The organism is Mucilaginibacter sp. UYNi724, from assembly GCF_054057495.1.
In genome coordinates, this window is sequence record NZ_JBSRZI010000001.1 from 283,438 (window position 1) to 304,735 (window position 21,298).

The following is a 21,298-nucleotide window of genomic DNA, read 5'->3' on the forward strand; positions in this document are numbered from 1 at the left end:
GTGCATTTAAGTTTTCATGTTGCTACAAATCTGCAATTCATCACCCATCACATGAAACTGTTTCAACCTTGTTGGCTATGTATTTAATTAATAGAGCGATATTTTCAACGATGTCATTTACTCCTGTGATATTTGCCTTTTAACCCATTCGTTTAAGAAAAAGCGGCATGCATTTAAATAAATGCCGCTATTGTTTAAACAGGTAGGCTTCTCAGAAAAAGCTTTGTACTTTTAAGCATGTTATCGTTTAAAAGTAAACCCACCATTGTGCAATTGCAATGGATGGTTTGGGGTTTTGTTTTCCTGGTCATCACCCTCTCGTTACTGGCAATGGATAGCTTTTGGCAGGCCATTACCTACGCTCTTTTGAACACCTGCTTTTATGCTACTATTATTTATGGTAACATTTTATGGCTGTTCCCAAGGCTATATTTAAAGGGAAAAGCTATGTATTATGTACTTTCGGTAGTTATTTTCCTGCTTGCCGTGGGCGCTATGCGTGCATTTATCACCTTAAATATTTACAACCTTTTATTCGCCAAACACCCCGAGCCTATGACCATGAAGGCCGTGATCAGCATGATTGTCGGCGGCATTATGATCTTCCTGCTCAGCTTTGTGTTCAGGATAGCTATAGCTTATTTCGCCCTTAAACGGCAGTCGGAAGAGATCCTTACCCAAAAAACACAGGCAGAAATCAACCTGCTAAAATCACAGGTGCAGCCACATTTTCTCTTCAATACCCTCAATAATATTTATTACGAAGCCTACCTCGAGGCACCACGCACGGCTGCGTTAATAGAACGTTTGAGCGATATTATGCGCTACTTTGTTGACGAAAGCCCCAAAGAACAGGTTAACCTGGGTACCGAGATCCAGTTTCTGGAGAATTACATCGCGTTAGAAAAGATCCGCATTAGGTATGATATCGATCTCACGTTCCATAAGGATTCCAGTACCGCCCAAAGCCTGCCGCCCATGTTACTGATGACCTTCGTCGAGAACATTTTTAAGCACGGAATTGATAAAAGCAGCAACGAAAATAAAATAGAGATCTCGCTAACACAGCAAAATGGCAGGTTGATATTTACTACAACCAATACGCTACCGCAAACCCCGCTAAGCATCTCCTCGACAGGTTTTGGGATTGATAACCTGCGCAAACGGCTGGTGCTATTATATGGCAGCAATTTTGAATTGCAGGTGCAAAATAAAGGCGATATTTACGTGGCAAACCTAAATATCCCGCTGGCATGAATTTAAGGTGTATCATTATTGACGATGAACCCAATGCGGTAAACCTGCTGGAGGTGCTTATAGGGCAAACCACCCAATGGCAGCTTTTAGGCAAGTGCTACAACGCGTTGGAAGCAATGAATTTCCTAAAAAAACACACGGTAGATTTTATCTTTCTGGATATCAATATGCCGCACCTAACCGGGATGGAACTGGCGGGATTGCTACCTAAAGAAACCAAGATCATATTCACTACCGCATACGCAGAACATGCTGCGGAAAGCTACGCTTTCCAAACTATAGACTACCTTTTAAAACCTATCACCCTAAAACGCTTTGTAACAGCCACGCAAAAAATTGAGGCCGCTTTTGCTAAGCAACCGGTAGTTGAAAAGGCAGAAAGCAAGGCCGATGAGGGTTACTTCTTTGTAAAATCGGGTAAAACGCTACGCAAGATCCTGTTGGATGAAGTGCTTTATTTCGAGGGGGAAAAAGAATATGTTCGCCTGGTTACGGGAAATGAGGAACTGCTGATATACCGCCGTTTAAAAGATATAGAAGAGCAACTGTCCACACCCTTTGTGCGTGTACATAACTCGTATATCGTCAACACAAAACTGCTAAGCAAGATTCAGGACAATCATATTTACATTGGCGATAAACAGATCCCCGTAAGCGAAAAGTTTAGGGATGGGTTTATGGGGCTGATTAGGAAGCGTTTGTTTTAAAAGCGGGTAGAAATCTGTCTATACACGTCATTTCAATAACGCGCTGGATGGAGTAAAGCGGTAATAATGCTCTTTACGATTCCGTCAACTCGCCCCTTAGGTCTTTTTCTAAACAGCGTTTTACTTCTTGCGGGTCATCAAGTTCGCCAAGCAGGTACATCATTTTGGTGACGGCTGCTTCGTAGGTCATGTCGTAACCGTTGGCAACGCCCATGTCCTTAAGTTGCTTGCTGGTTTCGTAACGGCCAAGTTCAACAGTACCCACTTTACATTGGGAGATATCGAGGATCACCTTACCGCTATCGATAGCATTTTTAAGCAGGTCGATAAACCATTGATCAGTGGTAGTATTGCCCGCGCCAAATGTTTCCATAACAATGCCACGTACATCTGCACCTAAAATGGTTTCGACAACCTTAGGGCTGATGCCCGGGTAAAGTTTTAATACGGCAACATCGTTAACTAAAGTGTTATGAATTTTCAGCGGGCCTGTACCCGGCTCGCGAATATCGTTCACGCTAAAACGCAAGTGTACGCCGGACTCTGCCAATATCGGGTAATTGGGCGAGCGGAAGGCCTCGAACTTTGAAGAATTATATTTGAATGCACGGTTACCGCGGAACAGCTTGTAATCAAAGTAAATACAAACTTCGGGCACGCGCGCTTTGTCGTTCTTTTTGGCTTTGGCAATCTCGATAGAGGTCATCAGGTTTTCCTTGGCATCGGTACGTACCGCGCTGATAGGTAACTGCGACCCGGTAAATATCACCGGTTTATCCAAATTTTGCAGCATAAAACTAAGCGCCGATGCAGTAAAGGCCATAGTGTCAGATCCATGCAGTATCACAAAGCCATCCACCTCGTTGTAGTTGGCTTCTATAAGCGCGGCAAGTTCTGCCCAAACCTCGGGGTTCATGTTTGATGAATCGATGATATGCTCAAACGAGTGCACCTTAATTTTGCAATTAAGCTTTTCCAGTTCGGGCACGTTATCCATTATCTGTTCAAAGTTAATGGGCACCAGTGTTTTTGTAACCGGGTCGCTCATCATACCTATTGTCCCTCCGGTATAGATGATCAGTATCTGGCTCATTCAGGTCAGGTTTATGCTGTTAATATTAATTTATTTGAATTAAGCAGGAATCAAGAAAACTCAATTGTCAACTTGTTTTCTTGATTCTTCAGGCTTAAGTCTCGCGTCCTTTTATACACCAAATATCTTTTTCGAATTTTGAGTGGTGATAGCAGCCACCTCCTCGATAGATATTTGATATAGCTCCGCCACTTTTTGGGCTACATAAGTTAAATAAGAGCTTTCGTTAGGTTTACCACGGTACGGAACGGGTGTAAGGTACGGAGAATCGGTTTCTAAAACCACATGCTTTAAATCAATTTGAGGTAATATCTTATCCAGTCCTCCATTTTTGTAGGTAACTACCCCGCCTATACCCAAATAAAAGCCCATTTCGGTTATTTTATTGGCTTGCTCCAGCGTGCCGGTAAAACAATGGAATATTCCGCGCAGATTTCCGTCCTTGGTTTCCTGCAAAACCTGGTAAACCTCATCAAAAGCATCACGGCAATGGATCACTATCGGCATTTTCATGCTTTTGGCCCAATCTATCTGCAATTTAAACGCTTGGATCTGTTCGGTTAAAAAGGTTTTATCCCAGTAAAGGTCTATCCCAATTTCGCCAACGGCATACACGGGGTATTTATGTAAGGATGCTACAATAAGCGACAGTTCATGTTCCCAATCTTCCTTTACAGAACATGGGTGCAGGCCCAGCATCGCGTAGCAATTATCTGGATAAGCCGCCAGCAGATCAAACATCAGCGGTACCGAAGCAGCATCTACATTTGGCAAAAATAAACGGCTTACGTTACTATTCAGGCAACGCTGCATCAAAGCGGTACGCTTCTCTTTTTCCGTTTCGTAATATAAATGGGTATGTGTGTCAGTAAATACCATGGTACAAAAGTAAAAAAGCCTTCTTTGCGGAAGGCTTTTCAATTGAATTAATTTTTCTTTTTGGTTATTACCCGTTTCTTAACAGGGCCTTTCTTACTTAGCGGCGCTTTAGTTGCCGGTTTAATAGCCGGATGCTTGATCCGCGCTACCCTCACCAATTCTACATCAAATAACAAGGTAGAATATGGTTTAATGTCCTCGCCTGCACCACGCTCGCCATAAGCTAATGCCGATGGGATGATGAACGTTGCTTTAGAACCTTCGTTGAGCAGGGCCAAACCTTCGTCCCAGCCTTTAATAACGCGGCCGGTAGCTAATGCAAAGCTGATGGGCTCATAGTTGCGGCCCGGCTGGTTTAAGCCACCTGCTTTTGCATCGGCCTCAACACTGCTATCAAACATTTTACCCTCCAGCGTGCGGCCTGTATAGTTTACATACACGGTATCGCCATTAAGCGGCTTAGGTTTTGCACCTACGGTTTTAACCACATAATGCAAACCCGATGGCGTAGTTTTAGCAACAAGGCCTTTGGTTTTAATGTAATTTGATAAAGTTGCCATTTCGGTCGCTTTAACTTTTTCACCTTCGGCCTTCATTTTTTCCATAGCGGCATTACGCTCGGCCATGGCTTGTTCTAATGTTTGCGAAGAAAGTATCCGCAGTTTAAAAACCAGGTTGCTCCCTTTTTTAAACATTGGCGGCATCTCTGTTTCGTGCCCTTTAAATACCGAATCGACCGGTACTTTTACTATCGCGCTATCATTAACCGCCATTAGCGGGAAAATGTCCATCAGGTCGGCTATATTGGTAGATGGGACGATCTGCGTTTTTATTGGCTGGCCTTGCTTATAAGTGCTAAACAATACCGAATCTGTTTCCGTTGCCTGGGTGGCGTTAAAGGTGATCACATCGTTTTGCTTTAACTTTGCTCCCGGTTTTGTGCTGATGATCCGGTATTGCACGCCCCTTGCGGTACGCTGAAATTGCGCGCTTGCCTCAAAGCCAAACAGGCAAAGCATCAAACTAAAAAAAATAATATTCTTCATAATAAAAAAAGCCTCCCGGGATTACTCCGGAAGGCTGTATAAGTTTTATAAAATTATCTTACTTGTGGTTGTGGCATTGCCGGTTGTTGTACCGGTTTTGGCGCGTTAGGGTCACGTTTGATGATCTTCAATAACTCTATCTCGAAAGTTATTGGAGCAAACGAACCGATACGTGGCGGGTAACCCTGCTCACCGTAACCAATGGCCGAAGGAACTACGAAAGTTGCTTTAGCACCTTTGTTTAAAAGCTGCAAACCTTCTTCCCAACCTGCTATTACACGGCCTTCGCCAACAGGCACCTTAATAGGCTCGTATGTGCGGCGTGCATCGTAAATTTTAGTGTCGGTTTTAGCGTCTTCTTTAACGCTGGTATCAAATAGTTTACCATCTAATAACCTGCCTGTGTAATTGACAACGGCGGTATCGCCAACAGCAACATTAGGGCCACTACCCGGGGTTTTAATTACATATTGTAAGCCAGATGCTGTAGTAGTAGTTTTAAGTTTTTTATCGTCTACATACTTCTTGATCTTAGCAGGTTCTTTTTTCTTGATGATCTCGCTTTGAGCTTTAAAGTAATCAGTAACGTGTGCCTGGAAAACAGGATCTGACTGGTTACCTTTTGCAATTACTTTTTCAACCTTAATTTCGTAAATAAGGTATTTACCTTTGATGCCGGGAGGCCTTGGTGCGCCTTTCTTAAACATTGAGTCGACAGCTAATTTTACGGTAGCGCTATCGCCTTCGCTCAACAACAAAAACGAAGAAGAAATATCACCTTTACGGCTTTCTTTTTCCATTATCTGTGGTACAGGGCGGCCTAATTCATAGGTGCTGCCTAATACCGAGTCGCCGTCTGTTTTTAATATCAGGTTAAGGCTAATGAAATCGCCCGGCTTAATAGTTGGCCCGGCTTTATCTGTACGGATGTTGTACAACATGCCACCGGCACCTTGTTTAAAACCACCTTTGCAACTTGCAAGCCCTAATGCCGCAACTGCTATGATCATTAAGTTTTTTCTCATTTTTTCTGTTAGTTCTTATTGTAATAATAGTGTTTTATACTCGGGTAATATTGATTTAAATTTTGCTACAGTTGCCTCCAGCGATTCATCAGACTGGCCGCCTGCCGCGTTGCGGTGACCGCCCCCCTGGAAATACTTTTTACAGATCTCATTTGCCGGGAACACATTTTTTGAACGTAAGGATAGTTTAACCTTATCGTTACGCTCAACTATAAATGCTGCCAAATGCACGCTTGCAATTGAAAGTGCATAGTTAACTATTCCTTCGGTATCGCCGGTGTTTACATCAAACCTGGCGATATCGGCTTTGCTAACGGCCATTATGGCTGTATTATATTCGGGCAGTATCTCTAAACAATTTGCAAGGCAATGGCCCAAAAAGCGCAAACGGTTTTCTGACGAACTGCTGTATATTAATTCGTGGATGCGTGAGTTATTGGCGCCGGCATCAATCAAATGTGCCGCTATGCGGTGCACGGTTGATGTGGTGTTTGGCAACCGGAAAGATGCAGAATCTGTCATGATACCTGTGTATAAACAGGTAGCTACATCTTTATTAATTAATTCGGCGTGCTGTAACTGGTCTGCTATAAATGTATAAACCAATTGCGCAGCAGCACAAGCATTGATATCCCAATGGCGGTAATCATCAAAATCTTCCGGCTCCAGGTGATGGTCTATCATCACTTTGTAGGCCTTGCTTTCGCCAACCAGCGGGCCCATATCGTTAATGCGGTTCAGGGCGTTAAAATCAAGGCAGAAAATGATCTCGGCATCGGCAATTAACGTGGCAGCAAGATCGCGGTTTTCGGTAAAAATTATCACCTCTTCGTTGCCCGGCATCCAGTGTAAAAACTCAGGATAATCTGTAGGTGCAATCACCTTGGCGTGGTGCCCTTGCTGTATTAGGTAGTTATACATCCCTAACGACGAGCCCATAGCGTCACCATCGGGCTTGTGATGGGTAGTAATTACTATTTTACGGGGCTGACTTAAAAGTGCAGTAAGCGAGGCTAAATCCAACATCAATTTTAAAAGAGTTGCAAAGCTAAGTAAATTAATTAAATACGTATAGCATAATTGTGGCAAAAGCTTCAAGTTTCAGTTATAAAACGCTACTTTTGCGCCTCTTTAATCAACAAAGTACATTATACAATGGCAAATAACAGAACTTTTACAATGATAAAGCCCGATGCAGTTGCAAACGGCCACATTGGTGCTATTTTAGACCAGATAAGCAAAGCAGGTTTTAAAATCGTAGCATTAAAATACACATCACTTAGTGCTGAAAAAGCAGGTGAGTTTTACGCGGTACACGCCGAGCGTGGTTTCTTTGCAGACCTTGTTGGCTTTATGTCATCGGGCCCTATCGTTGCGGCTATCTTAGAAAAAGATAACGCTATCGACGACTACCGCAAACTTATTGGCGCAACAGATCCATCTAAGGCTGACAAAGGCACTATCCGTAACTTATTTGCAAAATCTATAGATGCAAACGCCGTACACGGTTCAGATTCTGACGAAAACGCAGCGATAGAAGGCAACTTCTTTTTCTCGGCCTTCGAACGTTTCTAAGCTATTGAGGCTCAAATAAAAAAGCGCTTTGTAAACTATTAATTACAAAGCGCTTTTTTGTTGTTTACTTGCTAATAAACAAATAGTATGTATCTTTCATATCAGGGCAACTTAACGTCTGCCTATTAAATGCGATTACTATGAAGTCACTTATTAAATACCTTATCTATTCTATAGTTATCGTGGCTATTATTGTAATTTCAATGGATATTTTCAGGGACCATCCTGAGGCACAATTCGCATTTATATTCCCGGGTATTTTTTTATTAGCCTTTTCGCAGATAATGGACGATAGCTTCCGTAAGGTTAGCCAGCGGTTACGTTTTTCTCGTAACAGGTAATTTATAGGAATACGATATCTGCAACCAGTTCGGTTTTTGCAAACTCATTTATTTTTTGGATGATCTGCTCTCGCATCATTACAAGTTCGTGCTTAATAACTGATGACTCTATACGCAGGAACAATTTCTTATCCTTTATAAATAATTCTTTGGTACGGTTAGCTACCGATTTTCCCACCAGATCGGGCCATAGGGTTACAATTGCGGTTTCGTCAAACTTTCGTTTTATCTTGTAAACATTAAGCATCTGCTCAATAGCATCCTTTAACGATTTATCGTTTGCCTTACGCATCTATACTACCCTCCGTTACTTTAAATAATTTCACCCCTACATCTATTTTCTCGAATATCCCCTCTACCCTTGCGCTGCTGGTATCGGTGATAAACACCTGCCCAAAATCATTGTTGGACACCATTTGCATCAGTTTGGTAACGCGGCTATCATCCAGCTTGTCAAAAATATCATCCAACAAAAGCAAAGGTTTAAAACCATTTTTTTGGGTAAGGAAGGTATATTGCGCAAGCTTTAATGCTATCAAAAAAGATTTTTGTTGCCCCTGAGATCCAAACTTTTTCATAGGCATGCCGTGGATGTTAAACTGCAGATCATCTTTATGGATACCCATGGTTGTACGCTCCAGGATCCTGTCGCGCTCCATACTTTTCTTGAGTAAAGCGGCAAAACTTTCATTCAGCAATTGCGACTCATAGTTCAGCTCTACCTGTTCGGCATCTTCGCTAATAAACTGGTAATGCCTGTTAAAAATGCCGGTAAACAGTTCCATGAACGCCCTGCGCTTTTCAAAAATGCGGGTACCGGATGCGATTAGTTGGTCGTCGAAAACGGACAGCAGTTCCGGGTCGTAACGGCCGGTATCGGCAATTTGCTTAAGCAGAGCGTTGCGGTTGGTTAATACCTTATTATATACGATCAGTTCGTCCAGGTAGTTATGGTCGGTTTGCGAGATAACGTTATCTATAAATTTGCGGCGTTCTTCGCTTCCCTCTATGATGATACTGATATCATACGGAGAGATCATCACCAGCGGTAACAGCCCGATATGATCTGCCAGGCGCTGGTAATCTTTTTTATTTCGTTTAAATTGTTTCTTTTGATTGCGCTTTACCCCGCAGGCCACAACCTCTTTGTTCCCGTTTTTTTGGAACACGCCGTTTATCATAAAAAAATCGGCGCCCTGCTTTATCTGCTGGGTATCTATCGGGTTAAAATAACTTTTACAAAGCGACAGGTAATGCACCGCATCTAACAGGTTGGTTTTACCCGCGCCATTATTACCAACAAAGGCGTTCACCCCCTCGGCGAGCGAAATTTCGGCCTCGGTATAGTTTTTAAAGTTGATAAATGATAGGTGCTGCAAGTACATAAGCGGGGAGCAAATTTAGTGTTTTTTGGTTGGTTTATTTGTTCAATGGTTCATTAGTTTATTGGGGATTCTGCAGCCATTCTTTTTATAGATGTGAAGTTTGGCGGCGCGAAGTATCTTACCTCTACGGGATGAATAATATAGGGGTGCGATACTTTGCGTCTCACTGCAGAAAGGCAATTTCCCCGCTATCTTTCAGCCCTATTACCCACTAATAACAAACCCTTTACGCATATACCAACTATCCAAAATTTAAATTTGCTAAAAGGATTGAAAACCGTATTTTTGCAAACTTAATTTTTAAATACAGATGTCAGCAACCGAGGTGAATACAAAAACTACAGCAGAGAAAACAAGTGTTGTAAAGAGCGGTAGTTTTGTTCAGGAGAACCAAAAAAGCTTATTATTTATTGCAGCAGCTATTGTTGTGATGATTGTTATTTACATAGCATACCTTAAACTTTACCTTGCACCAAGGGAAGTTACCGCTGCAAACCAAATGCACGTAGCACAAGATTTTTGGGCTAAAAAAGATTGGGACAAAGCTATTAATGGCGATGCCGGCTACCCTGGTTTCAAAAAAATTATAACTGATTACAGCAACACTAAGGTTGCTAACCTTGCATATTTTTACTTAGGCACCGCTTATTTAAACAAAGGCGAATACCGCCAGGCAATTGATAACCTTACCAACTACCGTGGCGATGACAATATGGTTGCTGCTGAAGCTTTAGGTAGCACAGGCGATGCTTACGTTGAATTGAAAGATTTAGAAAAAGCGGAGACCTTTTTCAAAAAAGCTGCTGATAAAGCAAGCAACAAATTCCTTACCCCGTTTTACCTAAAAAAACTGGGCTTGGTTTACGAAGCAAAAAAAGACAATCAAGCTGCTGCTGATACATATAAAAAAATAAAAGCTGATTATTTTGAAAGTGCCGAGGCTCAAAACATTGACGAGTACATTGCACGCGTTGACACAAAGTAATAAAACATCAATATCGGATTTCAAATGTTCGATTTCGGATTTATAAGTTGAATGCATACATTCACAATAGATCAGAAATCGGACATTTTTATTTAAAAGCAAATCCGAGACCGATAGTATAGCAATTCGAAATTGAACATCCGAAATCTAAAATAAAAAATGGCTACTCAATTAAAAAACCTGTCAGATTTTTCGACCGCGAGCGAGATCCCATCGGCCGAAGGCTATAGCTTTGGTATTGTGGTTGCCGAGTGGAACGCAGAAATAACCAATGCATTGTACAGGGGGGCTTACGATAGCCTCATCAAGTACGGCGCTAAGCCCGAAAATATACACTCATTCCCGGTGCCGGGCAGCTTTGAATTAACCAGCGGTGCCGAACTGTTATTGAAAAACAAAAAGCTTGATGCTGTAATTACATTGGGCTGTGTGATACAGGGCGAAACCCGACATTTTGATTTTATTTGCGCCGCGGTTGCAAATGGTGTAACTAATGTTGCTATAAAATATTCAAAACCTGTTATATTTGGTGTGTTAACTACTGATAATCAGCAGCAGGCTATTGACCGCAGTGGTGGCAAACACGGCAACAAAGGCGACGAAGCTGCTGTAACCGCCATTAAAATGGCCAAATTGAACGAAACTTTAATTGGGTAAACCCGTATAAATACCAAGTTTAACAAGCACATGAAAAATATCTTATACATAGCAATCATAGCACTTGCAATTGGCAGTATGTCGTCATGCTCTAACAAGTTATGCCCTGCATACGGCTCATACCCCAGCCGCCGCTAACACAGCAATTTGTCATTTTTTTACCTTTAAGTTAAAACTAAAAGCAGTTTTACATTGTCTTTACTTTTAAACAGGCAATTACTTATATTTTTGTTTCATGGAATGGATATCGTTGGACACGGCAGAACAGATATATAATATTAAACAACAAGCTGGCTACAGCTTAATTTTTAAACACAGCACCCGATGCTCTATCAGCATGATGGCAAAAAGGCGCTTTGAGATGGATTGGCAGAACCTGCCATCGGATATGCCGTTATACTTTTTAGACCTTATAAAACACCGCGACCTATCTGCCAAAGTAGCGCAAGATTTTATGGTACACCACGAGTCGCCACAGATGCTATTAGTAAAAGATGGCGAATGTGTGCTTGATCAATCGCACGGCTCTATTTCGGTTGATGAGGCCATGAGTGTGCTTTCATAAGAGAATCAAGAGTTTTTAAATTCAGATATATATAATCTGCAGGAGTTATTCTGCGGATTTTTTTGTGTCTGATTGATTTTGCATCAACAAACTGTAATATTGTACTAATTCTATTCCTCTTTTAGGGGGTTAGGGGGTTTTTAACTATTTTTGTATCATGATAGATTTGCCAGTAGTACCCGCCATCCAACCGCAGCGCAAGCCCGATTGGTTAAGGGTTAGGCTTCCGGTAGGGAAAGAATACGCCCACGTACGTGGTTTGGTTGATGAACATAAGCTGCATACCATTTGCGAAAGCGGCAACTGCCCCAATATGGGCGAGTGCTGGGGAGCCGGTACAGCTACGTTTATGATACTTGGCAACATTTGTACCCGGTCTTGCTCTTTTTGCGCCGTAGCAACCGGCAGGCCTTTGGCTGTTGATACCGATGAGCCGAACCGTGTAGCGAACTCGGTAAAACTGATGCAGGTTAAGCACTGTGTTATCACCTCTGTTGATCGTGATGATCTTAAAGACGGCGGTTCTATCATCTGGGCCGAAACTATCAATGCCATCCGCCGCGAAAGCCCGGATACCACCCTTGAAACTTTACTGCCCGATTTCCGTGGCATTTGGGGCAACCTTGACCGCGTATTAGCAACACGCCCGGAGGTAGTGTCACATAATTTAGAAACTGTACGCCGCCTAACCCGCGAAGTACGCATCCAGGCAAAATACGACCGCAGCCTCGAGGCGCTTAAAATAACATCGGCTGCAGGCGTGCGTACCAAATCGGGCATTATGCTTGGCCTGGGCGAGCGCGAGGAAGATGTACTGGAAGCAATGGACGACCTACTGGAAGCTGGCGTACACATCCTTACGTTAGGCCAGTACCTGCAGCCAACACGTAACCACCATCCGGTTATTGACTGGATCCACCCGGATCAGTTTGCAAGCTACAAGGAATGGGGATTGAAAAAAGGTTTCAGGTATGTAGAAAGCGGCCCGCTGGTACGCTCTTCTTATCATGCCGAAAAACATTTGTTTGAAATGTAAGTTATCCTTTATATCTTCATCGAGTTGAGCCCCAAACGTAAAATATCATTATCTGAAGAGGATTTAGTCCTCGCTTTGCGCAACCGAGAGAAGATCGCGGTTGAGGCATTGTACGATATGTATTCCGCATCCCTGTTCGGTGTTATCTCACGAATCATTACAGATGAGGCCATCGCCGAAGATGTGTTACAAGAAACTTTCGTAAAGATCTGGCATTCGTTTTCCGGCTATAGTGCCGAAAAAGGGCGTTTATTTACCTGGATGGTAAATATCGCACGCAATTTAGCTATAGACAAGGTTAGATCGAAGGATTTTAAGAACCAGAGCAAAAACCATGAGCTTGAAAATAACGTAACTTTCATTGACGAACAAAGAAATACAGTTTACAAGCCTGAATTGTTGGGCATCAGGGAATTAGTATCTACCCTAAAACCTGAGCAAAAGTCGATTCTTGATCTCGTGTATTTTAAAGGTTATACCCACGTAGAGGCCGCCGAAGAACTTGGCATACCCCTGGGCACCATTAAAACACGATTAAGGATGGCCATAATACAACTCAGAAAACATTTTAATTAATAGTGGAAAACGTTAAGGCATATATCGAATCAGGCATCTTAGAACTTTACGTCATGGGTGACACCAGCGCTACTGAGAAAGCGCAGGTGGAAGAGATGGCTGCGAAATATCCTGAGATAAGAGCCGAAATTACCGAAATAGAAAAATCAATGGAGTTTTATGCGGAAGAGCATGCCGTTGAACCATCAGAAAATTTACGCACAAAGGTTTTAAACAGCCTTATTGTTAACCTTGGCGATGATAACACCTTCTCTAAAGCTATTACCCGGCAGGATGATGAAAATATCCGCACAATCCCTGCCGCACGTTTAACCAGCTTTTACAAATACGCCTTTGCTGCCTGCCTTACCTTATTGTTAACAAGCATATACGGCCTGGTAAACCTATATAGCAAACTGCAGGAGTCTAACACACAGCTTGCCGCTTTACAAACCGACAATACTAAGATTGTTAACCAGGTTAGCCTGCGCGATAACGAATTACAGGTTTACCGCGATACCGCCTTTAAAGTATTAAAGCTTAAAGGTACCGCCAAAACACCATCCGCTGCTATGGTATTAGCATGGAATTCGGTAAGCAAAAAGGTAATGGTAGATGTACCAAGCCTGAAACTACCACAACACGACGAGAAACACCAGTACCAATTATGGGCGCTGGTAAATGGCAAACCTGTAGATATGGGCGTATTTGATCTGCCTAAGGCAGATACTGCCGGTGTTAAGGAAATGAAGGCTATAGCATCCGCACAGGGCTTTGCCGTAACACTTGAACCAAACGGTGGCAGCATTAACCCAACCATGGATCAAATGGTGGTGATAGGTACATTTTAATAAGACATTTCAATAGTGAAAAAGCCGTTTTGCCTTACGCAGAGCGGCTTTTTTGTTAAAGTTTTGTTAAAAAAAGCATCTTATATAAAACAAATAAATATTTAGCGTTGTTAGTGTAACTAATACATGACTCACACGTCATATGTATAGTTAGTTAGAAGTATATAGTTCTTTATAAGATCAGTTAATAGTTTGAAAGCGAATGTTTGATACTGACATTCGCTTTTTTATGCCTTTAGTTTTGCCATTGTGAAGGGCAACTGGCTAATGATCTTTGTAGGCAATACCACATTCAACCTGTTAGGAAGAGCCAGCTCATCGCCCGCCTTACCGTGGATATACACACCTAAAATACAGGCATCCAGTGGCGAATATTTTTGCGCTAATAACGAGGCGATGATTCCTGTAAGCACATCCCCCATCCCGCCGGTTGCCATAGCCGCGTTCCCTGTCGAATTAAAATAAAGTTTTTCATTTGGCGTAGCCGTAATCGTATAATCGTTTTTCAGGATGATGTAAATGCCTAATTCTTTTGCCTTGGCTTTCGCTGTTTGCAGCCGTTGCCACCAACTGGTATATTTACCAAACAAGCGGTCAAACTCTTTCATGTGTGGGGTAATTACACTCCCGGCCGGTAGTTTTTTAAGCAGGCTTTGGTTCTCAGATAATACATTCAGCGCATCCGCATCTATCACAATCGGCTTATCATAATTTTTTAATATGGCTTTAAGCAACTTTAATGTGTCGGTCTCCCGGCCCAAGCCCGGGCCAATGCCAATGGTGCTAAATTTCTCCCACTCAATTTTGGGCAGCTTGTTTTCATCGCGCACGAACGCCATAACCTCGGGAATAGAGCTATTTAAGGCAACCAATCCACTCCGCGGGATACATGCCGTAGTCAAACCAGCCCCTGCATGCGCGCAAGCCGAGGCCGACAGCAGTGCAGCCCCCATGGTTTCATCACTACCTGCAATAATCAAAGCGTGGCCGTATGTACCTTTATTGCTAAAGCGATGGCGTGGTTTTATAAGTTGCTGCGCGTCTTTTTCTTCTAACAGGTAATAAGGTGTGGCAACCGTATTTAGGAAGTCTTCATCTAATCCTATTTTTACCACCTCGCAGCATTTGATAAACAGGCCACTTTCGGGTAGCAAGAAATTGAGTTTGGGTTGCTGGAAGGTAATTACCAGGTCCGCTTTTAAAACTGTGGCATCTTTGGGTATCTCACCATCGGTGTAAAAACCGGTAGGCACATCAACTGCCACAACGGTTTTATCCAGTCCGTTCAAGTAGTCGACCACCGTTTTATAATCGCCGGCAAGGGCTTTGTTTAGCCCACTGCCCAACATGGCATCGATAATTATATCAGCCTTATCTACGGTCGATTTTGTGGCGGTTTTTAGCTCTTTCATGGCGATTTTAGTCGCCTTTAAGCGCTTTAAATTCTCATTAAAATCGTCGCTGGCCTTATCACTAAACCGGCAGATCTTCACATCAATATTGCGATAACCATGATTGTACAGGATGCGGGCGATAGCCAAACCATCGCCACCGTTGTTACCAGTGCCGCAGTAAACCGCAATAGTTTGTTTCTTATCCTGAAAGTGGTTGATGAACCAACCCACAAAGGCTTTTGAGGCGCGCTCCATCAGGTCGACAGAACTTATTGGCTCATGAGTTATAGTGTAAGCGTCGGCTTCACGGATTTGCTTGGATACGAGTAAAGGCAGCATATATCCTAAAGATAGGATTTATGCGTTTTGTTTTGGGGAGAAAAAGATTTGTCATTCTAGTGAACGAAGGATTTAATCATGAATGCAAACCGACGATTAGATACTTCACTATGTTCAGTATGACAAATGTAAATTACTTTATCTTCATCTCCTTCTTCAAAAACTGCCCTGTAAAACTATCTTTAACTTTACACAAACCCTCTGGGGTGCCGCTAAAGAGTATCTTGCCACCGCCAGATCCACCTTCTGGACCAAGGTCAATCACGTGATCTACAACCTTAATAACATCCAGGTTGTGTTCGATAACCAATACCGAGTTCCCTTTATCAACCAATTGATTTATCACCCCAAGTAATACGTTAATATCCTCGAAGTGCAGGCCGGTTGTTGGTTCATCTAATATATAGAACGTGTTGCCGGTATCCTTTTTACTCAGTTCGGTTGCCAATTTAACACGTTGCGCCTCACCGCCGGATAATGTGGTTGATGATTGCCCAAGTGTGATATAACCCAAACCCACATCAAATAAGGTTTTAACCTTACGATAGATGGATGGGATATGCTCAAAGAATGGCGTAGCATCTTCGATACTCATATCCAGCACATCGCTGATGGATTTACCACGGTAACGCACTTCTAATGTTTCACGGTTGTAACGGCGGCCTCCACATTCTTCGCAGGGCACCTGTACGTCCGGCAGGAAATTCATCTCGATAACCTTTTGGCCTGCACCCTGACAAGTTTCGCAACGCCCACCTTTTACATTGAAAGAGAAACGGCCCGGCTTATACCCGCGAATCCTCGACTCTGGCAGTGCCACAAACAGGTTACGAATATCTGAGAACACCCCCGTATAAGTGGCAGGGTTGGAACGAGGTGTGCGGCCAATTGGCGTTTGGTCTATCTCGATTACTTTATCGATATGTTCCAGGCCTTCAATTTTATCATAAGGCAATGGCACTTTCTTAGCACGGAAGAAATGGTGGTTCAGTATCGGGTATAATGTTTCGGTTATTAAACTCGATTTACCACTGCCTGACACCCCCGTTACCCCTATTAGTTTACCCAACGGGAAATCGACAGAAACTTTCTTTAAATTATGGCCTGTAGCTTTTTTAAGTGATAAGGTTTTACCGTTACCCTCGCGGCGTTTCTCGGGTATGGCAATTTCGCGCTCGCCGTTGATGTACGATGTAGTAAGCGTGTGGTGTAACATCAATTCGGCAGGTGTACCTTGCGCCACGATAGTGCCGCCGTGTACGCCTGCTGCCGGGCCCATGTCAATTACGTGGTCGGCTTCCAGTATCATATCCTTATCATGCTCTACAACCAAAACCGTGTTACCCAGGTCGCGCAGGTTTTTAAGGGCGTTTATAAGCCGTTCGTTATCACGCTGGTGCAGGCCGATACTTGGCTCATCCAAAATGTACATTACATTCATCAACTGCGAACCAATTTGAGTTGCCAACCTGATGCGTTGCGCCTCGCCACCAGAAAGTGTTTTAGCGGTACGGTCTAAAGTCAAATAACTTAAGCCCACATCCAACAAGAAACCGATACGTGCGCGGATCTCTTTCAGGATCTCTTTAGCAATAATATTCTGGCGTTCGTTAAGGCGGTCTTCAATGCCGGTGTACCACTTACTAAGCGTGGTAATATCCATGCAGGCCAGCTCAAAAATATTCTTCTCGTCAATCTTAAAGTGCAGCGATTCTTTCTTTAAACGGGCACCGCTACAAACCGGGCAGATACGCAATACACGATAGTTTTCCATATCGTCCATACCCTCATCGTTACGGCGTTCCTGCTGCTCTTCCAGCATCCGGATGATGCCATCAAACGTTACCTGGTAGTTTTGAACATTCCATTTATTATATTCTACAGCAACAGTTATCATATCCGGCGTGCCGTTCAATATCATATCCAGCTGTTCGCGGGTCAGTTTTTCTATCGGGGTAGATAGCGAGAACTCATATTTTTTAGCCAGTGCCTTTAACACCTGGAAGATCCAGGTTTCGCGGTACTCGCCAATAGGGGCAAGCCCACCATTTAGGATACTCAGTTTCGGGTTTGGCACTACCGATGCTTCATCCACCTCAAAAATATAACCCAGGCCATTACACTTTTCGCAGGCACCGTAGGGTGAGTTAAACGAGAAGGTATTTGGTTGCGGCTCATCATACGAGATGCCCGACACCGGGTCCATCAAATATTTACTAAAGTAGGCTACGTTATTGTCCTTATCGCCAATGCGGATAATGCCCTTAGCGATCTTCAGGGCAGATTGTACGGAGGTATATAACCTCTTGCTATCAGCCTCGCTTACTACCAGGCGGTCAACCACAATGTCAATATCGTGGATCTTATAACGGTCTACCTGCATTTTTGGTTCAACGTCGGCAATAGCGCCATCTATATAAACCTTCAGGTAGCCCTGCTTGCGGATCTGTTCAAAAAGCTCGCGGTAGTGGCCTTTACGGGCTTTTACTACGGGTGCCAAAATGTTGACGGGCTGCCCGTCAAACTTTTCAAAAATGGTTTTCAGGATCTGCTCCTCGCTCATGCGCTCCATCTTTTCGCCGGTGGTGTAGCTGTAGGCATCACCCGCGCGGGCAAAAAGCAAACGCATAAAATCGTAGATCTCTGTAATGGTACCAACGGTACTGCGCGGGTTTTTGCTGGTCGTTTTCTGCTCGATTGCAATTACCGGGCTAAGGCCAGATACCTTGTCAACATCGGGACGCTCCATACCGCCCATAAACTGGCGCGAGTAGGCCGAAAATGTTTCCATATAGCGGCGCTGCCCCTCGGCATAAATGGTATCGAAAGCTAAGGATGACTTGCCGCTACCGCTAAGCCCGGTTATTACAACCAGCTTATTGCGGGGGAAAGAAACATCTATATTTTTTAGATTATGTACCCGGGCACCATAAACTTCAACTTCACTTTGCTCGCCCAGGTCTAATGTTTTTTCGCTCATATATTTTTCAGAAAACAAGACAGATGCGGCTTGGTTTTAATTGGCCGCGTTATTACTAAAAAAGTTCGCAAATATACGCAAAAACGAGGTCGATTTATACGCTTCACCAGATCTGAAGTACCTGTTAATGTAAAAATACAACCTCAGCATCAACACCTTATTAAGGCCGCTAAATAAATGTTTTTAGGTTAACAATGTATTTATAAAACATGGCTTCATTTGCGGCAAATAAACAAGCCAAACCATTAAAAATGAAAAGAACTTTACTTAGCGTATTTGCATTTGCTGCCATAAGTCTGGCTGCTTGTAAAAAAAACAACCATGACGTGGTTGTAACGCCACCTATAATTTACCCTGATATGGCCGAGGCCAACGACCCCGTCATATTGTTTACTACCGCCGGTGGCGTAAAAGTTTACAACGGTGGTTTTGGATCTGCCGTGGCTGCCTACCATAACGACCCTGCCGTATTTTATATGCTTACCGACCGCGGGCCAAACGTCGCAGGTACTATCGCAAACTCGATCATTTTAGGTAAATCTGATTTTACCCCGGCTATCGGTAAGTTCCGTTTAAAGGATGGTAAACTATACCTTGAGCAGACTATTAACCTTAAAAATGCTGCGGGTGTTAACCTAAACGGTTTGCCGAACCCTGTAGGGCAAGGCAACTCTGGCGAAACGCCGTATGACCTGAATGGTAACATACTGCCAACCAGTGCCGATGGTATCGACTCGGAAGGTATGGTGCTTGCTGCCGATGGTACTTTTTGGATCAGCGACGAGTACGGCCCTCACATTACCCATTTTGACGCGACAGGTAAAACCTTAGAGCGCATCAACCCGTTTGGCAGTGGCACAGGTGGACGCAAGCTGCCTTTGGTATTTGCAAAACGCCGTGCCAACCGTGGTATGGAAGGTTTAACTATCACCCCCGATGGTAAAACCCTTGTAGGCATTATGCAATCGCCAATGTACAACCCTACAAAAGCCGCCATTGCAAATTCGGTAGTGCTGCGGATCTTGACTTATGAAATTGCAACGGGTAACACTAAACAATACGTTTACCTGATGGATAACATTACGCTTACCGGTTGCAGCGAAATTTTAGCGGTTAACGCCACAACATTCTTAACTATCGAGCGCGACGGCCTTTACGGTGGCGCACCAACTAACCCATCTGCATTTAAAAAAATCTTTAAGATAGATGTTAGCAACGCTACAGATATTTCTGATGCTACTAACAGCGCGACAGGCAAGCTTTACAGCGGTAAAACTGTTGAAGAATTGAATGATGCAGCAGGCCTGCAAACTGCCGGGATTACCCCGGTTACCAAAACTCTGCAACTTGACCTGTTGAAAGACCTGCCAACCGTTTACCCGCATGATAAAGCAGAAGGTATCACCCTGTTAAAAGGCAATATCCTGGTAATATCTAACGATGACGATTTTGGAGTGGTTGATAACGGCGCGAGCGGCTTTGCCCAAAAGATACTCCCCGCTACAAAAACTGTAGATCATAACAGGTTATACTTTGTAAAGTTGAAATTGTAGTAAGATAATACCTCCATGACTTTTAAGCCCCTCTTTGCGCCGAGCGTGCTTTTTTGTACTCCTATATCCAAAACAAAAAAAGCCACCCCAACCAGGGATGGCTTTTTAAATGTGCTCCGTAATATTAAATTACTTTAATTGTTATATGCTACCAAAAATGGCAGTGGTTTATGCATGTAGGTATAAAAGTTTTTATACCCGTATTTTGCAGGCTTATTGATGATCTCTTTCATCGCGATAAGCTTGTAAACGTACGAACCGGTTTCGCGGTTAAGCACCATGCGGAAATAGTTATCCTCATTTTGCTTGTTCATGGCGCGTTCCAGTTTTACCGAACCGTTGTTGTAAGCAGCAGCAGCCAATGTCCAGCTGTTAAACTCACCGTACAGTTCTTTAATGTACTTGCAGGCCGCGATGGTTGATTTACGCAAATTTAAGCGATCATCTTTACCTTTGCCAACCTTCAAACCGTAAGTGCGTGCGGTGCCCGGCATAAACTGCCATACGCCACGTGCGCCTTTTGGCGATGTACCTTCGCACAAGCCCGATTCTACCAACGGCACGTACTTAAAATCTTCGGGGATGCCGTAGGCTTTTAAGATAGGCTCAATAATTGGGAACATCTTGTCGGCTTTTGCATGCAAAACGTTCGATTGAACTGTTTTGTACCCGTGCTTTGCTATTGATTTTTTTAATTTAAAATCTACTTTTTTATCGTTTACAGGCAGTGCTTCGTTGGCAAAATTATACGCTGCTTCAGCATCTTCGGTGTGTTTGTTAAAGATGTAATTTGAAGATTTATTAACGATAGTTTTGGCGACGAAAACAGGGTTTGTACTGTAAATGTTAAGCCTGGAAATGATAACCAGCACGAAGATTACGGAGCACGTAATTAGGTGTTTTTTAGTCATTTCAATTTTACTCATTAATTATACTTTTTGGTATGATGTGCGGCAAAGGTAAGCTATATAAATCAGATTGTCAAACACTTAGTAAAACCTTAGTGTTTTGAGAATTTTAAAATAGCGCGAAAATCGTGGTTTAAACTGCTTTAAACCTGCTTTTTGCACCCGAT

21 protein-coding genes are annotated in these 21,298 nt (G+C 43.1%); 11 read left to right on the forward strand and 10 right to left on the reverse strand.

Annotated elements, in window-relative coordinates:
• Positions 1 to 237 precede the first annotated feature (237 nt).
• Positions 238 to 1,257 carry a sensor histidine kinase gene (locus ACVW0P_RS01210; RefSeq protein WP_457130460.1) on the forward strand — a complete coding sequence of 340 codons (1,020 nt, stop codon included), beginning with the start codon at positions 238 to 240 and terminating at the stop codon, positions 1,255 to 1,257.
• The gene (locus ACVW0P_RS01215; protein ID WP_457130461.1) at positions 1,254 to 1,964 is read left to right on the forward strand and encodes a LytR/AlgR family response regulator transcription factor; all 711 of its coding nucleotides are present in this window, start codon (positions 1,254 to 1,256) and stop codon (positions 1,962 to 1,964) included. Before ACVW0P_RS01210 ends, ACVW0P_RS01215 begins: the two co-directional genes overlap by 4 nt.
• Positions 1,965 to 2,037: 73 nt before the next feature.
• Here ACVW0P_RS01215 and ACVW0P_RS01220 read toward each other — a convergent pair whose 3' ends face one another.
• The 5 genes from ACVW0P_RS01220 to ACVW0P_RS01240 form a co-directional block, all read right to left on the reverse strand.
• Positions 2,038 to 3,057 carry an asparaginase gene (locus ACVW0P_RS01220; RefSeq protein WP_457130462.1) on the reverse strand — a complete coding sequence of 340 codons (1,020 nt, stop codon included), beginning with the start codon at positions 3,055 to 3,057 and terminating at the stop codon, positions 2,038 to 2,040.
• A 111-nt stretch (positions 3,058 to 3,168) separates the two neighbouring features.
• Positions 3,169 to 3,936: a TatD family hydrolase gene (locus ACVW0P_RS01225; protein WP_457130463.1), complete on the reverse strand. Its 768-nt coding sequence runs from the start codon at positions 3,934 to 3,936 to the stop codon at positions 3,169 to 3,171.
• 47 nt (positions 3,937 to 3,983) lie between these two features.
• Positions 3,984 to 4,982 carry an FKBP-type peptidyl-prolyl cis-trans isomerase gene (locus ACVW0P_RS01230; RefSeq protein ID WP_457130464.1) on the reverse strand — a complete coding sequence of 333 codons (999 nt, stop codon included), beginning with the start codon at positions 4,980 to 4,982 and terminating at the stop codon, positions 3,984 to 3,986.
• A gap of 53 nt (positions 4,983 to 5,035) precedes the next feature.
• A complete protein-coding gene (locus ACVW0P_RS01235) occupies positions 5,036 to 6,007 on the reverse strand; it encodes an FKBP-type peptidyl-prolyl cis-trans isomerase (protein WP_457130465.1) in 972 nt (323 codons plus the stop codon).
• A 15-nt stretch (positions 6,008 to 6,022) separates the two neighbouring features.
• On the reverse strand, positions 6,023 to 7,033 hold the full coding sequence (locus tag ACVW0P_RS01240) for a DHH family phosphoesterase (protein WP_354428071.1): 1,011 nt from the start codon (positions 7,031 to 7,033) through the stop codon (positions 6,023 to 6,025).
• 129 nt (positions 7,034 to 7,162) lie between these two features.
• Here ACVW0P_RS01240 and ACVW0P_RS01245 point away from each other — a divergent pair, with 129 nt between their 5' ends.
• Both ACVW0P_RS01245 and ACVW0P_RS01250 read left to right on the forward strand, forming a co-directional pair.
• Positions 7,163 to 7,582, forward strand: coding sequence for a nucleoside-diphosphate kinase (locus ACVW0P_RS01245; RefSeq protein WP_354428069.1), 420 nt, complete (start codon positions 7,163 to 7,165; stop codon positions 7,580 to 7,582).
• A gap of 140 nt (positions 7,583 to 7,722) precedes the next feature.
• Positions 7,723 to 7,923, forward strand: a complete 201-nt coding sequence (locus ACVW0P_RS01250) for a hypothetical protein (RefSeq protein ID WP_457130466.1) — start codon at positions 7,723 to 7,725, stop codon at positions 7,921 to 7,923.
• Between the two features lies 1 nt (position 7,924).
• Here ACVW0P_RS01250 and ACVW0P_RS01255 read toward each other — a convergent pair whose 3' ends face one another.
• Together ACVW0P_RS01255 and recF are read right to left on the reverse strand one after the other, a co-directional pair.
• Positions 7,925 to 8,215 (reverse strand): DUF721 domain-containing protein, encoded by a 291-nt coding sequence (locus ACVW0P_RS01255; RefSeq protein WP_354428066.1) that lies wholly within the window; start codon positions 8,213 to 8,215, stop codon positions 7,925 to 7,927.
• Positions 8,208 to 9,308: a DNA replication/repair protein RecF gene (recF, locus tag ACVW0P_RS01260; RefSeq protein ID WP_457130467.1), complete on the reverse strand. Its 1,101-nt coding sequence runs from the start codon at positions 9,306 to 9,308 to the stop codon at positions 8,208 to 8,210. Before recF ends, ACVW0P_RS01255 begins: the two co-directional genes overlap by 8 nt.
• Positions 9,309 to 9,618: 310 nt before the next feature.
• On the opposite strand from recF, the gene ACVW0P_RS01265 reads away from it, so the two are divergent.
• The 6 genes from ACVW0P_RS01265 (at position 9,619) to ACVW0P_RS01290 (ending at position 13,957) form a co-directional block, all read left to right on the forward strand.
• Positions 9,619 to 10,293 carry a tetratricopeptide repeat protein gene (locus ACVW0P_RS01265; protein ID WP_354428063.1) on the forward strand — a complete coding sequence of 225 codons (675 nt, stop codon included), beginning with the start codon at positions 9,619 to 9,621 and terminating at the stop codon, positions 10,291 to 10,293.
• Positions 10,294 to 10,452: 159 nt separating this feature from the next.
• On the forward strand, positions 10,453 to 10,950 hold the full coding sequence (gene ribH, locus ACVW0P_RS01270) for a 6,7-dimethyl-8-ribityllumazine synthase (protein WP_457130468.1): 498 nt from the start codon (positions 10,453 to 10,455) through the stop codon (positions 10,948 to 10,950).
• Between the two features lie 235 nt (positions 10,951 to 11,185).
• Positions 11,186 to 11,515 (forward strand): bacillithiol system redox-active protein YtxJ, encoded by a 330-nt coding sequence (ytxJ, locus tag ACVW0P_RS01275; RefSeq protein WP_457130469.1) that lies wholly within the window; start codon positions 11,186 to 11,188, stop codon positions 11,513 to 11,515.
• Positions 11,516 to 11,672: 157 nt separating this feature from the next.
• A complete protein-coding gene (lipA, locus tag ACVW0P_RS01280) occupies positions 11,673 to 12,551 on the forward strand; it encodes a lipoyl synthase (RefSeq protein WP_457130470.1) in 879 nt (292 codons plus the stop codon).
• A 24-nt stretch (positions 12,552 to 12,575) separates the two neighbouring features.
• Entirely contained in the window at positions 12,576 to 13,127 is a 552-nt protein-coding gene (locus ACVW0P_RS01285; protein ID WP_457130471.1) for an RNA polymerase sigma factor, read from the forward strand.
• 2 nt (positions 13,128 to 13,129) lie between these two features.
• A complete protein-coding gene (locus tag ACVW0P_RS01290; protein ID WP_457130472.1) occupies positions 13,130 to 13,957 on the forward strand; it encodes an anti-sigma factor in 828 nt (275 codons plus the stop codon).
• A 227-nt stretch (positions 13,958 to 14,184) separates the two neighbouring features.
• Here the strand turns inward: ACVW0P_RS01290 and ACVW0P_RS01295 are convergent, their stop codons facing one another.
• Entirely contained in the window at positions 14,185 to 15,690 is a 1,506-nt protein-coding gene (locus tag ACVW0P_RS01295; RefSeq protein ID WP_457130473.1) for an NAD(P)H-hydrate dehydratase, read from the reverse strand.
• A gap of 133 nt (positions 15,691 to 15,823) precedes the next feature.
• Positions 15,824 to 18,670 (reverse strand): excinuclease ABC subunit UvrA, encoded by a 2,847-nt coding sequence (gene uvrA, locus ACVW0P_RS01300; RefSeq protein ID WP_457130474.1) that lies wholly within the window; start codon positions 18,668 to 18,670, stop codon positions 15,824 to 15,826.
• A gap of 251 nt (positions 18,671 to 18,921) precedes the next feature.
• On the opposite strand from uvrA, the gene ACVW0P_RS01305 reads away from it, so the two are divergent.
• On the forward strand, positions 18,922 to 20,223 hold the full coding sequence (locus ACVW0P_RS01305; protein ID WP_457130475.1) for an esterase-like activity of phytase family protein: 1,302 nt from the start codon (positions 18,922 to 18,924) through the stop codon (positions 20,221 to 20,223).
• Positions 20,224 to 20,357: 134 nt separating this feature from the next.
• On the opposite strand, the gene ACVW0P_RS01310 is transcribed toward ACVW0P_RS01305, so the two are convergent.
• Entirely contained in the window at positions 20,358 to 21,149 is a 792-nt protein-coding gene (locus tag ACVW0P_RS01310) for a lytic transglycosylase domain-containing protein (protein ID WP_457130476.1), read from the reverse strand.
• Positions 21,150 to 21,298: the final 149 nt, after the last annotated feature.

Coding starts and splice junctions, on each gene's coding strand:
- ACVW0P_RS01245 (WP_354428069.1), top strand. CDS start 7,163: ATGGCAAATAACAGAACTTTTACAATGATAAAGCCCGATGCAGTTGCA.
- ACVW0P_RS01310 (WP_457130476.1), bottom strand. CDS start 21,149: ATGAGTAAAATTGAAATGACTAAAAAACACCTAATTACGTGCTCCGTA.
- ACVW0P_RS01235 (WP_457130465.1), bottom strand. CDS start 6,007: ATGAGAAAAAACTTAATGATCATAGCAGTTGCGGCATTAGGGCTTGCA.
- ACVW0P_RS01255 (WP_354428066.1), bottom strand. CDS start 8,215: ATGCGTAAGGCAAACGATAAATCGTTAAAGGATGCTATTGAGCAGATG.
- ACVW0P_RS01210 (WP_457130460.1), top strand. CDS start 238: ATGTTATCGTTTAAAAGTAAACCCACCATTGTGCAATTGCAATGGATG.
- lipA (WP_457130470.1), top strand. CDS start 11,673: ATGATAGATTTGCCAGTAGTACCCGCCATCCAACCGCAGCGCAAGCCC.
- ACVW0P_RS01295 (WP_457130473.1), bottom strand. CDS start 15,690: ATGCTGCCTTTACTCGTATCCAAGCAAATCCGTGAAGCCGACGCTTAC.
- ACVW0P_RS01215 (WP_457130461.1), top strand. CDS start 1,254: ATGAATTTAAGGTGTATCATTATTGACGATGAACCCAATGCGGTAAAC.
- ACVW0P_RS01240 (WP_354428071.1), bottom strand. CDS start 7,033: ATGTTGGATTTAGCCTCGCTTACTGCACTTTTAAGTCAGCCCCGTAAA.
- ytxJ (WP_457130469.1), top strand. CDS start 11,186: ATGGAATGGATATCGTTGGACACGGCAGAACAGATATATAATATTAAA.
- ribH (WP_457130468.1), top strand. CDS start 10,453: ATGGCTACTCAATTAAAAAACCTGTCAGATTTTTCGACCGCGAGCGAG.
- ACVW0P_RS01230 (WP_457130464.1), bottom strand. CDS start 4,982: ATGAAGAATATTATTTTTTTTAGTTTGATGCTTTGCCTGTTTGGCTTT.
- ACVW0P_RS01220 (WP_457130462.1), bottom strand. CDS start 3,057: ATGAGCCAGATACTGATCATCTATACCGGAGGGACAATAGGTATGATG.
- ACVW0P_RS01265 (WP_354428063.1), top strand. CDS start 9,619: ATGTCAGCAACCGAGGTGAATACAAAAACTACAGCAGAGAAAACAAGT.
- ACVW0P_RS01225 (WP_457130463.1), bottom strand. CDS start 3,936: ATGGTATTTACTGACACACATACCCATTTATATTACGAAACGGAAAAA.
- ACVW0P_RS01250 (WP_457130466.1), top strand. CDS start 7,723: ATGAAGTCACTTATTAAATACCTTATCTATTCTATAGTTATCGTGGCT.
- ACVW0P_RS01305 (WP_457130475.1), top strand. CDS start 18,922: ATGAAAAGAACTTTACTTAGCGTATTTGCATTTGCTGCCATAAGTCTG.
- recF (WP_457130467.1), bottom strand. CDS start 9,308: ATGTACTTGCAGCACCTATCATTTATCAACTTTAAAAACTATACCGAG.
- uvrA (WP_457130474.1), bottom strand. CDS start 18,670: ATGAGCGAAAAAACATTAGACCTGGGCGAGCAAAGTGAAGTTGAAGTT.